The organism is Micrococcus sp. KBS0714 (assembly GCF_002008305.4).
Lineage (GTDB): Bacteria > Actinomycetota > Actinomycetes > Actinomycetales > Micrococcaceae > Micrococcus > Micrococcus luteus.
Genome location: NZ_CP042169.1, coordinates 1,174,959 through 1,188,391, shown reverse-complemented (window position 1 = coordinate 1,188,391; position 13,433 = coordinate 1,174,959). Strand labels below are relative to the sequence as shown.

Annotated in this window: 11 protein-coding genes and 1 tRNA gene; 2 read left to right on the top strand and 10 right to left on the bottom strand. The window is 73.1% G+C overall.

Features of this window, described 5'->3' with window-relative positions:
- Positions 1 to 32: 32 nt before the first annotated feature.
- Together B1A86_RS05495 and polA are read right to left on the bottom strand one after the other, a co-directional pair.
- The gene (locus tag B1A86_RS05495) at positions 33 to 1,406 is read right to left on the bottom strand and encodes a GNAT family N-acetyltransferase (RefSeq protein ID WP_078025548.1); all 1,374 of its coding nucleotides are present in this window, start codon (positions 1,404 to 1,406) and stop codon (positions 33 to 35) included.
- Positions 1,390 to 4,203, bottom strand: coding sequence for a DNA polymerase I (polA, locus tag B1A86_RS05490; RefSeq protein WP_078025549.1), 2,814 nt, complete (start codon positions 4,201 to 4,203; stop codon positions 1,390 to 1,392). Before polA ends, B1A86_RS05495 begins: the two co-directional genes overlap by 17 nt.
- A 67-nt stretch (positions 4,204 to 4,270) precedes the next feature.
- Between polA and B1A86_RS05485 the strand changes: the two genes are divergently transcribed.
- Entirely contained in the window at positions 4,271 to 4,792 is a 522-nt protein-coding gene (locus tag B1A86_RS05485) for a PaaI family thioesterase (protein WP_078025550.1), read from the top strand.
- 60 nt (positions 4,793 to 4,852) lie between these two features.
- On the opposite strand, the gene B1A86_RS05480 is transcribed toward B1A86_RS05485, so the two are convergent.
- From B1A86_RS05480 to B1A86_RS05450, 7 genes are all read right to left on the bottom strand, one after another.
- Positions 4,853 to 5,230, bottom strand: a complete 378-nt coding sequence (locus B1A86_RS05480) for a monovalent cation/H(+) antiporter subunit G (protein ID WP_036315347.1) — start codon at positions 5,228 to 5,230, stop codon at positions 4,853 to 4,855.
- Between the two features lie 13 nt (positions 5,231 to 5,243).
- Positions 5,244 to 5,528 (bottom strand): monovalent cation/H+ antiporter complex subunit F, encoded by a 285-nt coding sequence (locus B1A86_RS05475; RefSeq protein WP_010078747.1) that lies wholly within the window; start codon positions 5,526 to 5,528, stop codon positions 5,244 to 5,246.
- On the bottom strand, positions 5,525 to 5,959 hold the full coding sequence (locus B1A86_RS05470) for a Na+/H+ antiporter subunit E (protein ID WP_010078748.1): 435 nt from the start codon (positions 5,957 to 5,959) through the stop codon (positions 5,525 to 5,527). The genes B1A86_RS05475 and B1A86_RS05470 overlap by 4 nt, the downstream gene beginning before the upstream one ends.
- 38 nt (positions 5,960 to 5,997) lie before the next feature.
- The gene (locus B1A86_RS05465; protein WP_089529306.1) at positions 5,998 to 7,668 is read right to left on the bottom strand and encodes a monovalent cation/H+ antiporter subunit D family protein; all 1,671 of its coding nucleotides are present in this window, start codon (positions 7,666 to 7,668) and stop codon (positions 5,998 to 6,000) included.
- Positions 7,665 to 8,096: a cation:proton antiporter subunit C gene (locus B1A86_RS05460; RefSeq protein WP_010078750.1), complete on the bottom strand. Its 432-nt coding sequence runs from the start codon at positions 8,094 to 8,096 to the stop codon at positions 7,665 to 7,667. The genes B1A86_RS05465 and B1A86_RS05460 overlap by 4 nt, the downstream gene beginning before the upstream one ends.
- Positions 8,093 to 10,966, bottom strand: coding sequence for a DUF4040 family protein (locus B1A86_RS05455; protein WP_036338623.1), 2,874 nt, complete (start codon positions 10,964 to 10,966; stop codon positions 8,093 to 8,095). Before B1A86_RS05455 ends, B1A86_RS05460 begins: the two co-directional genes overlap by 4 nt.
- Positions 10,967 to 11,036: 70 nt before the next feature.
- Positions 11,037 to 11,118: transfer RNA gene (locus B1A86_RS05450), tRNA-Leu, on the bottom strand.
- Between the two features lie 176 nt (positions 11,119 to 11,294).
- Between B1A86_RS05450 and B1A86_RS05445 the strand changes: the two genes are divergently transcribed.
- The gene (locus tag B1A86_RS05445) at positions 11,295 to 11,891 is read left to right on the top strand and encodes an ANTAR domain-containing response regulator (protein WP_010078752.1); all 597 of its coding nucleotides are present in this window, start codon (positions 11,295 to 11,297) and stop codon (positions 11,889 to 11,891) included.
- An 18-nt stretch (positions 11,892 to 11,909) separates the two neighbouring features.
- On the opposite strand, the gene pyk is transcribed toward B1A86_RS05445, so the two are convergent.
- Positions 11,910 to 13,397: a pyruvate kinase gene (gene pyk, locus B1A86_RS05440; RefSeq protein ID WP_036315352.1), complete on the bottom strand. Its 1,488-nt coding sequence runs from the start codon at positions 13,395 to 13,397 to the stop codon at positions 11,910 to 11,912.
- Positions 13,398 to 13,433: the final 36 nt, after the last annotated feature.

Genomic DNA, 13,433 nt, shown 5'->3' with positions numbered 1-13,433 from the left:
TCAAATGCGCACGAATGTGCTCGTCCAGCGTATCAGAAGCCGACGAGGGTGTGCAGGGGTCGGCTGGGTCGCACAAGCCCGTCGAACGCCTCCGCCGCGCCGGCCCGCAGCTCCGCCACGACACCGGCCTCCGCCAGCACCGCGGCGCCGGCCCCGCGGGAGTGCCCGCCGAGCCAGAGCGCGGAGAACCGGGCCGCGTCGAGCCGGAGTCCCGCGTCCAGGCCCACGGCGTCGGCCGCGGGGCCCAACCGCTCAGCGGCGCCGCGCCCCTGGCGGACGGTGAGCCGCCACGTCCCGTCGATCGCGCCGAGCGCGTCCTCGACGGCGACGACGACCTCCCCGTCGCCCGCCCAGCCACGGGCCGCCATGGCGGCGGGCAGGTTCAGGACCCGCAGGTACAGGTCGTCGGAGCCGCGGTGCCGACTCACCCGCCGCTCGTCGACGAAGAGCGCCTCGAGCCAACCGGGCTCGGGCGCGCGGCCCCACTCGATCCGCTCGACCAGGTCCAGTCGGGCCAGGTGGTGGACGAGCCCGCGCCGCGCGTCGGCGGTCGCCGCGAGGAACGCGGTGACGGTGATCGTGGGCGGCTCCTTCTCCCAGCCCTCGAACCGATACAGCGCGACGCCCTGGACCCGCCCGTCGTCGTCGCGGTGGACCGCCGCGTACAGCCCCGAGCCGCGCCCCTCGTTCCGACTCGCCTCGCGGTCCTCCCAGCGAGGCACGCTGAACGAGGTCCGCTGGACCGAGCCCGGGGTGGCCGGCAGCACCCGCCCGTACAGCTCGTCCACGAGGCCGGGGATCTCCCGCGGCTCCTCGACCGTGACCCGCCCGCCGGCCGGGGCGCCCGTGAACGCGGGGGCGCCCGAGACGTCGATCCGCACGGCGTGCCACCGGGTGGCGGCCCCGAAGCCGAAGCGGCCGTAGATGGCGGCCTCGGTCGCGGTCAGGGCGGCCGCGCAGAGGCCGGCGTCGCGGGCGTCCGCGAGGGACCTGAGCATCATGGCCCGCAGCACGCCGCGCCGGCGGGCGTCCGGCGAGACGGTCACGTCGGTGATCAGCCAGGCGTCGACGGTGCGGCCGGGCGACGTGGTCAGCGGCTGCACGAAGTCCTCGAAGGTGGCGGCGGGGCGGCGGGCCGCCGGGTCGTCCCCCGGCGCGTAGACGCCGAGCCGGCGCCGTCCGTCGGCCGCGTGGGCCTCGAGCTGCTGGCGGAGCGCGGCGCCCGTGGGCACCGTCTCGTAGAAGCCCCGTTCGACCGCGGCCGCGAAGTGCGATGCGGCGGGGTCCTCGGGGCCGAGGACCCCGAGGTCGCGCAGCGCGAGGCCGTGCTCGCCGAGCCGGTCCTCGGCGGCGTCGGCCAGCCGCCGCAGCGACGGACCCTCCGGCGCGTCAGTGTGCGGCGTCATGCCAGCTCCTTCCCTGGCCGACGTGCACGTCGAGCGGCACGGAGAGCTCGGCGGCCCGGCCCATCCGCTCCTTCAGGAGCGCCGTGGCCTTCTCGAGCTCGGCGGCCGGGACCTCGAGGATGAGCTCGTCGTGGACCTGCAGCAGCAGGCGCGAGGCCAGCCCGTGCTCCTCGAGGCCGGCCTGCACGTCGAGCATCGCGCGCTTGATGATGTCCGCGGCCGAGCCCTGGATGGGGGCGTTGAGCGCGGCGCGCTCGGCCATGTCCCGCAGCTGACGGTTGTCCGAGCTGAGGTCCGGGAGGTAGCGGCGGCGCCCCTCGATCGTCGAGGTGTACCCGTCCTGTCGGGCCTGCGCGACGACGTCGCGCAGGTAGTCGCGCACGCCGCCGAAGCGGTCGAAGTAGCCCTTCATGAGGCCGCGCGCCTCGTCCACCGAGATCTTCAGCTGCTTGGACAGCCCGAAGGAGGACAGCCCGTAGGCCAGGCCGTAGCTCATCGCCTTCACCTTGGCGCGCTGCTCGGCGGTGACGTCGTCCGGATCCACCCCGAACACCTGCGAGCCGACGAACGAGTGCAGGTCCTCGCCCTCGCGGAAGGCCTGGATCAGCCCCTCGTCCTCGGACAGGTGCGCCATGATGCGCATCTCGATCTGGGAGTAGTCGGCCGAGAGCAGCACGGCCTGCTCCCCGGCCACCTCGTCCGCCACGAACACCTCACGGATGCGGCGGCCCGCCTCGGTGCGCACCGGGATGTTCTGGAGGTTCGGGTGCAGCGAGGACAGTCGGCCCGTGGCGGCGGCGGTCTGCGAGTAGGTGGTGTGGATGCGGCCGTCCGGGGCGACGGTCTCGAGCAGCCCCTCCACGGTCTGCCGGAGCTTCGTGGCGTCACGGTGGGCCATCAGGTTCTCGAGGAACGGGTGCCGGGTCTGCTCGAGCAGGTCCTGCAGCGAGTCCACGTCCGTGGAGTAGCCGGTCTTCGTCTTGCGCGTGCGCGGCATGTTGAGCCGCTCGAACAGCACCTCCTGCAGCTGCTTGGGCGAGCCGAGGTTGACCTGCATCCCGCCGGTCTCCTCCGCGACGGACGCCCACGCGGACTCCTTGGCGGCGTCGGCGGCGTCGGTGAAGTCCTCGCGCAGGCCGGTCAGGGCGTCGACGTCGACGGCGATGCCGGTCAGCTCCATCCGGGCGAGCAGCCGCGAGAGCGGGATCTCGAGCTCCTGCAGCAGCCGCTGGGCCCCGCGGTCGAGCACCTGGGGCGTGAACTGGGTGGAGAGACGGCGCACCACCCAGGCGGCCCGCACGGCGTCCGCGGCGCGGTCCGCGCGTTCGGCGGCGGCTTGACCTCCGTCGAGGTCGAACGACCCCTGCGCCCGCTGCTGAGCGGACTCGCGCGGGGCGGTGAGGGGGGTGTGCAGATGCGCCTCCGCCAGCGCCTCGAGCGAGGTGTCCCGCCGGTCCGGCTGGATCAGGTAGGCCGAGAGCAGCACGTCGTCCACCACGCCGTCCAGGGCCGCGTCCGGGCCGAGCCCGTCGCCCTCGGTGGGCGCGGCCAGCGCCTTGAGCGTGCGCTTGAGGTCGTGCACGGCCTTGGCCAGTCCGCCCTCGCCGAGGGCCTCGCGCACGGCGGCGACCAGCGCCGGGTCCGGGGCGTCGCCGTCGAGGGTGACGTGCAGGCCCGCGTGCTCGCCCACCAGCGCGACGCCGACGGGCGTGCCGAACGTGCCGGGCACGGGCACCTTGCGGCGGGGCAGCAGGGCCGGGCCCTCGACGTCCACGTGGACGCCGAGCAGGTTGCCGGCCTCGGCGGCGAGGAACGCGCGCACGTCCTCGGCCGTCGTCGCCTCGGTGAACTCCGGGGCGGCCTCGACCTCGGGGGGCGGCGCGTCCTCGCCCACCCGCTCGCCGAACACTTCGAACACGCGCTCCCGGATGCGGTGGAACTGCAGCGCGTCGAACAGCTCCTCCACGGGCTCGCGCTCGGGCATCTCGAGCCGCATCGTCTCGAGCCCGATCGGCAGGTCGAGGTCGCGCACGAGGGCGTTGAGGCGGCGGTTGCGGCGCACGTCCTCGAGATGCTCGCGCAGCGCCTCCCCCTTCTTGCCCGTGATCTCGTGCGCGTGTGCGAGCACGCCGTCGAGGTCCCCGTACTGCTTCAGCCATTTCGCGGCGAACCCGGGACCGACGCCGGGCACGCCGGGCAGGTTGTCCGCGGCCTCGCCGACGAGGGCCGCGAGCTCGGGGTACTGGGCGGGGGCGACCCCGTACTTGGCCTTGACGGCGTCCGCGTCCATCGGCGGGATGTCGGAGACGCCCTTCTTGGGGTAGAGCACGGTGGTGCGCTCGGAGATGAGCTGGAACGCGTCCCTGTCACCGGAGACGACGACGGCCTCCCACCCCGCCTCCTCGGCGCGCGCGGACAGCGTGGCCACGATGTCGTCGGCCTCGTAGCCCTCCAGCGTGAGCGTGGGGATGCCCAGGGCCTCCATGACCTTCACGGTCAGCTCGATCTGGCCCGCGAACTCCGCGGGCGTCTCGGAGCGGCCGGCCTTGTACTCACCGTACTCCTCGGAGCGGAACGTGGGCCCGGAGAGGTCGAACGCCACGGCCACGTGCGTGGGCCGCTGCTGCCGGATCATGGTCAGGAGCATGGCGGTGAAGCCGTACACGGCGTTCGTGTGCTGGCCCGTGTCCGTGGCGAAGTTCTCGGCGGGCAGCGCGTAGAACGCGCGGAACGCCATCGAGTGCCCGTCCAGGACCAGCAGCCGCTGCGGGGCCTCTGGGGTCGGATCTGCCGCCATGGGTGCTCACGTCTCCTCTCGGCGCGCGGCGCGGGGCGCGCCGGTCGCGTGTGCCAGCCTAGTGCTCATGAGTGAGCACACCGAGACCACCCCCGCCGCCTCCGAGCGCGTGTACCGCCCCGGCGTCACCCCCGAGCTGAGCCCCGCCGAGCTGGAGGCGGCCTGCGCCGAGGCCGGTCTGACGCCCGAGCTTGTCACCGCCCTCGGCGGCGCGGTGATCAGCCCCCTGGCCCAGAAGATGGGTCTGCGCTTCCTCGAGCTCACGGCCGAGCGAGCCGTCGCCACCCTGCCCGTGGCGGGCAACGAGCAGCCCGTCGGGCTGCTGCACGGCGGCGCCCACCTCGTGCTCGCCGAGTCCCTGGGCTCGATGGCCGCGAAGATCCACGCCGGGCCGGACCGCAACGTCGTCGGGGTCGAGATCAGCGCCACGCACCACCGGGCCGTCCGCTCGGGCCTCGTGACCGGCACCGCGACCGCCGTCCACCTGGGCGGCACCCTCGTCACCCATGAGGTGGTGATGACGGACGAGCAGGGCCGGCGGCTCTCGACCGCCCGCATCACTAACCTGGTCCTGGCGCCGCGCCCCTGAGGCGGCACGGCCCGCCCCGGGAGACGGGACGGGCCGGTCCGACGCCGCGTGCGAGCGGTCTCAGACCTCGTCCGGCGCGCGGGGAGCGGGCTCGCCGTGCTCGCGCCCCGGGGTGTCCTCGGCGAGCTCGTCGTAGTGCCCGGGGTTCATGGGCACCCCGGTGAGGTAGGCCGAGCGGCCCAGGGCCATGGTGGCCACCGAGGCCGAGCCCAGCTGCAGCACCACGATCAGGGCCACCTTCACGAACGCGGCCACCCCCGGGGCCAGTAGCAGGGCGCCCACCACGATCAGGATCATCCCGACGCCGCCGGCGGTGCCCACGGCGGAGACGCGGGTGTAAGGGTCGGGGAACCGGATCAGACCGAGTCCCGCGGTGACGAACGCAAGGGCTCCGATCACCACGAGCACGGAGCCGGCGGCGGTCAGGACGACGTCCACGGGTGCGACCTCCTCAACGCTTGCCGCGCGTGAGCGCGCGGGCCAGGGACATGCCGGACAGGAAGGCCACGACCGCGGCGATCAGGACCAAGTCGAACGTCCACGGGTTGTCCGCCCGGACGCCGAACAGCACGAGCATCCCGAGCACGCTGAACGTGAGCAGGTCGCCCGAGACCGCGCGGTCCGCGTCGAGCGGGCCCACCACGATCCGGTACGCGGACACGAGCGCCGACACGGTCAGCAGCGCGATGGCCAGGTCGATCCCCACCAGGGACCAGTCGTAGGCGAAGGGCATCATGCCACCCCCGTCTTCCGCATCGCGTGGAGCATGCGCGCCTCCATGTCGTGGATCTCCGCGCGGAGGGCGTCGGCGTCGTCAGCGTACAGGCCGTGCACGTAGAGCAGGCGCCGCGCGTCCGGGTCACCGTCCTCGTCACCGACGGCGCCGGCACGCCGGGTGCCCAGCGTCAACGTGCCGGGCGTCAGGGTGATCAGCGCCGAGAGCAGGGTGACCTCGGCGTCCGTGCGGCAGTTGCTGCGCACGCGGGCGATGCCCGAGCGCGCCTGGACGCCGGGGGTGACGAGGTCCTTGATGACCGCCTTCGAAGAGGTCACCAGGGCCCACGCGTACCAGCACCAGAACACGAGCCACCGCCAAGGCCAGGACACGGCGGAGGCCGTGCCGGGCGCCAGGTCGACGGTCCCGTCGGCGGGGGCGACGGTGTGCATGGGGGCGTCTCCTTCCGGAGGCTGCGGGAGTGCGGTGCTCATGGGTTGAGCACCGCCTCGATGTACCTGCTGGGGTCCATCAGGCCCTGAGCCGCGAGGTCGGTGACGGTCCACAGGGCCTGACCGCCGAGCCCGAGGGCGAGGGTGGCCATAGCTAGGACGACGGCGGGGGCGGCCAGCCGGCCTGGGATGCGGGAGCGCGTGACGTCCTCGTCCGGATCCACGGTCACCGGCAGCACGCCCGTGGGCGGATCGAGGGTCTCCTGCGAGGCCCACGACTCGGTGCGCTCGTGGTCGGTGCTCGAGCCGCGGCCGGAGGGCGACGGCACGGAGCCCGCCCGGCCCACGATGGGCATGGCCGCGGTGGCCAGGCGCTCGCGGTGCCCGTGTGGGGCCGTCGGAGCGCCCCAGAACCAGGCGTCCCACACCCGCAGCAGAACCCACAGGCTCACCAGGGAGGCGCCCAGCACCAGCGCAGCGGTGACACCGCGGCCGGCGTCCAGGCCGGCGCTGACGAGCATGAGCTTGCCCACGAACCCGGAGAAGGGCGGGATGCCGACCAGGGAGAGCAGGCCCACGAAGAAGGCGACGGCGATCAGCGGCTCGCGCCGGGCCAGGCCCTGCAGGTCCGCGAGACGGCCGGTGCCGTAGCGCACCTCGATCGCGCCGGCGGCCATCAGGAGGCAGCCCATCGCCACCATGTGGTGCACGAGGTAGAACAGGCCCGCCGCGAGACCCAGGCGCGTGGAGAGCCCGAGTCCGACGAGGATGCCGCCGATGCCGCTCACCATCTGCCACGACAACACGGCGCGCACACCGTGCTCACCGACCGAGGCGAGCGCACCCACCACGAGGGTGGCGAGGGACAGGACCAGGATGAGCGGCAGCAGACGCGCATCGCCGTCGTACATGACGGAGTAGATCCGGTAGAGCCCGTACACGGCGACCTTGGTGTGCAGGGCGGCGAAGAGGGCCGTCACCGCCGGGGAGGTCGAGGAGTACGCCCAGGCCAGCCAGCCGTGCAGCGGGGCCACCGAGGCCTTGATGGACAGTGCGAACAGCACCATGCCCGCGGCGATCGCGATGCGTGGGTCCGCCGCGGCGGACCCGGCGAGCATCGCGAGGTTCACCGAGCCGGTCAGCCCGTAGACGAAGCCGACGCCGACCAGGAGGATCGTGGAGGTTAGCAGGTTGAGGGTGACGTACAGCCGCGCCCCGTCCACTCGGCGCAGGGGCTCACGGCGGTTGGCGGAGAGGACGTAGAGGCCGTAGCTGGGCACCAACATGACCTCGATGAACACGAACAGGTTGAACAGGTCCGCCGTCAGCAGGGCGCCGTTGACTCCGCCGATGAGGATCAGGAGCAGCGGGGCGAAGAACTGGGAGTTAGCGACGCGGGAGCCGTAGGCGAACGCCGCGCCCACGATCGTGAGGGCGCTCGTGAGCACGAGCATCAGGGCGGACAGCATGTCCGCTGCGAAGCCGATCCCGATGCCCCCGGGCCAGCCGCCCAGCGAGGTGGCGAGCACGGACCCGTCGAGGGCGTGGACGCCCAGGGCCAGCCCGCCGGTGGTGACGAGTCCGAGCACCGCGAACAGGACTGCCCGGTGGAGGCGGGGACGCTCCCCCGCCAGCACGAGCAGACCGGCGGACAGCAGCGGGACGGCGGCGAAGAGGGGCAGCAGCTGGCCCAGCGGGACGGCGCTCATCGACGCACCTCCGGGCCCTGGCCGGCGTAGTGCTGCGCGATCCGGCCGGCCGCGGCGTGCCGCTCCTCGCGCGGGAAGCGTGCGTCGGCGGCGGCCTGCTCCAGGGAGTCGCGGGTCTCCCCCGGCGAGGCCACCGCGTCGTCCGCGCGCCCGGTGACGGCCAGCGCGAGCAGCAGCACGGTGATCGCGAAGGCGATCACGATAGCGGTCAGGACGAAGGCCTGCGGCAGGGCATCGGCCTGCACCTCGACGTCTGAGGTCCCCGCGAAGGGCAGCCCGCGGCGGTCGGTGCCGCCCGCGGCGATGATGGCCAGGTTGGCGGCGTGGCCCAGCAGGACCATGCCGAGGATCACGCGCAGCAGCTCGCGCTTGGAGAACAGGTAGAACGCGCCGAAGGTCAGAAGTCCCACGGTAAGGGCGACGGTCATCGGGTGACCTCCTCTCGTGCAGTCGTGGTGGTCGGGGCCGAGGGATCGGAGGACGGGGCCGCCGGCGCGACGCCGGGGTCACGGCTCGAGGCGCGGAGCGGGTCCTCACCCGGCCGCTCGGGGCCGAGCAGGGAGAACGCGGCCACGATCAGGCCGATCACGGCCAGGTACACGCCCATGTCGAACGCGAGCGTGGTGGAGAGCCCGTAGTCCAGGACCTTCACTCCCGCGGCTCCGAGGAAGCCCTTGCCGGTGAGGTAACCGACGATCCCCGTCGCGGTGCCGACGGCGATGCCCGAGCCGATGAAGGCCAGGTACGGCCACCGCAACTCCGGGGCCGTGTCCGAGTCGGCGGCCAGGTAGAGCAGGGCGTAGCCGGCACCGGCGACCAGTGCGGCGATGAAGCCGCCGCCGGGCTCGTAGTGCCCGCGCAGCAGCAGGAACGCGGACAGCAGGATGATCAGCACGCCGAAGACACGGCCGAACACCCGGATGTGGACGAGGTTCTCGCGCACGTGGGCGAGTGGGGAGCGCATGTCCACGGCGGAGGGCTGTGGAGGCGTCGGCCGACGGTTGAGCAACAGGGCCGCGATGGTCAGCGCCGTCGCCCCGAGCACGGTCATCTCGCCCCACGTGTCCACGGCGCGGAAGTCCACGAGGATCACGTTCACCACGTTGGTCCCCCCAGCCTGGGCATAGCTCTGGGTCAGGTAGAAGTGGGCGATCTCCGACATGCTGGAGCGGCCGGTGAACGCGAGCACGCCCAGGGTCGCGGCGACGCCGGCGACGGAGGCGGCGAGGACCGCCTGCATCCTGCGCGGGGTCGGCTCGTCGCTGAAGCGGGCGGGCAGGCGGCGCAGCAGCAGCACCATGACGCACACCGTGAGCACCTCGACCATCAGCTGGGTCAGGGCCACGTCCACGGCGCCGAGGGTGAGGAACCACAGGGTCATGCCGAACCCTACGACGCCGACCACCACCATGGCGGCGATGCGCGTCTTGGCGCGGATGGTGGCGATCACGCCGGCACCCACCAGGACGACCAGCACCCAGTCGTGCCAGCGCGAGGGCTGGCCGACGACGGCAGGCAAATCCTCGATCGTGGCGACACCGGCCACGGCGAGGAGCCCCAGGACCAGGGCGGGGATGAGGAGGTGGGGGCGGGGAGCCAGGGTGCCGGAGGCGCGCGAGACGACCGCGCCGACGCCGATCAGCCGGTGCCGAACCTCGTCCACCGCATCCAGGGCGGAGAACGGCAGGGCGGCGTGGGAGGCCACGCGCTCCACCGGGCGGCGCAAGGCCACCAGCAGCAGACCGAGCACGATGATGGCGGCGGAGACGAGCAGGGCCGTGTTCACGCCGTGCCACAGCGCCAGGTGCGCGTGCACCTCCGCGCCGGAGGCGGCCTCGGCCGCGTAGGAGACGGGGGTGTCCAGCACACCGGGCAGCAGGCCCAGGGCCACGCCCGCGGCCGCGGCCAGCACGGGCACGCCCCAGAAGGTGGCAGAAGCCTCGTGGACCTCGTCCTCCCGGCCGGTCGGCCACGAATGGGCGGCCCCGTCCGGGCTTGGACCCCAGAGGCCCAGGGCGCCGAGCACGAGACGGCCGGAGTAGGCCACGGTGAACACGGAGGTCAGGGCGATGCCGGCGGTGACGAGGACGGGGAGCCATGCGGGACCGGGGGTCCCGAGAGCGGCCTCGACCAGGCCCTCCTTGGAGATGAAGCCGAACAGCGGCGGGATGCCCGCCATCGACAGGGCGGCGACGGCGATCGCCGTGCCGGTGACCGGCATGCGCACGTGGCGGGCCGCGAGCTCTCGCAGGTCGCGGGTGCCGGCCTCGTGGTCGACCACGCCGATCAGCATGAACAGCGCCGACTTGAACAGCGCGTGCGCCACGGTGTGCACGATCGCCGCGGTAAGCGCGACGGGGGTGCCGATGCCGATGGCGGTCACCAGCAGGCCCAACTGGCTCATCGTGGAGTAGGCCAGCAGACCCTTGAGGTCGTGGCGACGGATCGCGGAGACGGCGCCCAGCAGGGCCGTGATGAGGCCCGAGCCGATCAACAGCGCGGACCACACCGGGTTCCCGGCCAGGACCGGGCTGAACACCAGCAGCAGGAAGATGCCGGCCTTGACCATCGCCGCGGCGTGCAGGTAGGCGGAGACCGGGGAGATGGCCACCATGGAGTCCGGCAGCCACGCCTGGAACGGGAACTGGGCGGACTTGGTGAACGCGGCCACCGCCAGCAGGACGGCGACCGTGGTGGTGAAGCCCGCCTCGGACCACACGTCCGAGGCCAACACCCCGGACAGCGAGGCAGTGCCGGTCCGCACGGCCATGAGGGCGACGGCGGCCAGCAGCGCGAGGCCGCCGCCCACGGTCACGAGCAGGGTCCGGATCGCGGGGTCGCGGGCATGGTCCCCCGAGCGCCCGATGAGGAAGAAGGAGGTGAAGGAGGTGAACTCCCACGCGACGAAGAGGACCACGATGTTGTCGGCGAGCACCAGCAGCAGCATCGACGCCGCGAACGCGGTCATCAGCAGGTAGAAGGAGCCGGGTCGGCTCTCCGTGCGGTCCCGACTGAGGTACCGGCTGGAGTAGGCGAGGATCGCGGCGCCGATGACGAGGACGATCATGGCGAACACCAGGGCCAGGCCGTTCAGCCGGAGGTCGAGGTCCACCCCGACCGCGGGGATCCACGGATGGTGCTCCGTCCGGACGTCGCCCGTCCACGCCGCGATCAGCACGCCGGCCGCGGCCAGCAGGGGTGCGGCCAGGACCCAGCCCGCGTCCCTGCCCAGCGCCCGGGAGGCCGGGACGGCCGCCACCACCGAGAGGAGGGTCAGCAGGAGGCTGGTCAGGAGCACAGGACACCACTCATCTCGGGTCGATCGGTCACGGACACGGCGCCCACGGCGGGTGGCCGCGCGCCGACGGTGCCCGAAGTGGGACTCGAACCCACACGCCTCTCGGCACCGCATTTTGAGTGCGGCGTGTCTACCGATTCCACCATTCGGGCAGTGCCGCCCGGAGGCGGGACTCGATCACCCTATCAGCGCCCCGACCCGGCGTCCCCGGCCTTCCGGCGGGGGGTCACCGCCGCCGCGCCCGCGCCGCACTCATCGCGCACGGTAGCCTGGTGGACCACCAGCGGCGCCGCACCGACGCCGTCCCGGCCCGCGCGAAGGAGCTGCCGTGTCCACGCTGACGCCTCCCGAGGAGACCGGCCTGCGGGCCGTCGTCGCCGAGGACGAGACCCTCATCCGCCTCGACCTGGTGGAGGTGCTCACCGGGGCGGGCTACCGGGTGGTCGCCGAGGCCGGCGACGGCCGCGCCGCCGTCGAGGCCGTGCGCGAGCACCGCCCGGACATCGTGGTGATGGACGTGAAGATGCCCGTGATGGACGGCATCGCGGCTGCGGGCGAGATCGCCGGGGAACGGCTCGCCCCCGTGGTCATGCTGACCGCCTTCAGCCAGCGCGAGCTGGTGGAGCGCGCCCGGACCGCCGGGGCCATGGCCTACGTGGTCAAGCCCTTCACCGAGGCCGACCTGGTCCCCGCCATCGAACTGGCCGTGGCCCGCTTCGACGAGCTGCGCAGCCTCGAGGCCGAGGTGCGGGACCTGGGTGACCGCCTGGAGACCCGCAAGATCGTGGACCGGGCCAAGGCGCTGCTCCAGGAGCGGATGCGCCTGACCGAGGCCGAGTCCTTCCGCTGGATCCAGAAGACCTCCATGGACCGGCGCCTGACCATGCGGGAGGTCGCGCAGGCCGTCATCGACCAGGTCGGCTGAGCGGCGCCCGCGCGCCCGTCAGAGCGGGGAGCGGGCCGGCCAGAAGCCGAGCGGCTCGCGCGTCTGCGGCGAGGCGGCGGACGAGCCGCCCGCGGCGTCGTCGCCCACGCGGTGCACGCGCAGCGTGTTCGTGGAGCCCACGGCCCCGGGAGGGGACCCGGCGGCGATGACCACGAGGTCGCCGTGCTGGGCGATGCCCTCCGACGTGAGGGACTGCTCCACCTGGAGGGTCATCTTGTCCGTGGAGTCCTGGAACGGGACCATCTTCGGGTAGACGCCCCACGTCAGGCACAGGATGTTGTGCGTGTGCTCGTGGTGGGTGAACGCGTAGATCGGCTGACGCGGCCGGAGGCGGCTGAGCCGACGGGCCGAGTCGCCGGACTCGGTGAACGTGGCGAGGAACGGGATCTCGAGCTGGTTCGCGACCTCGACGGCGGCCCGGGTGATCGCGCCGCCGCGCGTGCGGGGACGCGAGCCGAGCGGGTGGATGAGCTCGAGGCCGTGGGTCTCGGTGGACTCGATGATCCGGGCCATCGTCTGGACCGTCTCGACCGGATACGCGCCCACCGAGGTCTCGCCCGAGAGCATGACGGCGTCCGCGCCGTCGAGCACGGCGTTGGCGCAGTCCGAGGCCTCGGCGCGCGTCGGGCGCGGGCTGTCGATCATCGACTCGAGCACCTGCGTGGCCACGATGACCGGCTTCGCCCAGCGGCGGGCGAGGTCCACCGCGCGCTTCTGCACCACGGGCACGTCCTCGAGCGGCAGCTCCACGCCGAGGTCGCCGCGGGCCACCATGACGGCGTCGAACGCGTCCACGATGGCCTCGAGGTTCTCCACCGCCTGGGGCTTCTCGATCTTGGCGATGACCGGGACCCGGCGCTCCTCCTCGTCCATGATCTCGTGCACCCGGTCCACGTCCGCGGCGTCCCGCACGAAGGACAGCGCCACCATGTCGACGCCGGTGCGCAGCGCCCAGCGCAGGTCCCGCTCGTCCTTCTCGGACAGGGCGGGCACGTTCACCGCCACGCCGGGCAGGTTGATCCCCTTGTTGTCCGAGACCGTGCCCGGCACCTCGACCTCGGCCAGCACGTCCGTGTCCGTGACCTCGACGGCGCGCAGGCGCACCTTGCCGTCGTCCACCAGGAGCACGTCACCGGGGGCGACGTCTCCGGGCAGCCCCTTGTGGGTGGTGCCCACCAGCTCACGGGTCCCGGGCACGTCCCGGGTGGTGATGGTGATCCGATCGCCCCTCTCGAGCAGATGAGGGCCGTCGGTGAAGCGGCCCAGGCGGATCTTGGGGCCCTGGAGGTCGGCGAAGATCGCGACGGGGCGGCTCTCCTCCACGCTGAGGCGGCGCACCCGCTCGTAGGACGTCTCGTGGACCGCGTGGTCGCCGTGGCTCATGTTGAGGCGGACGACGTCCGCCCCCGCGCGGATGATGGCGCGGGTGGTCTCGTCGGAGTCGGTGGCGGGCCCAAAGGTGGCGATGATCTTCGCGTGTCGCATGCGACCCACGATAGGGGGCGGGCCCGCCCTCGGTGG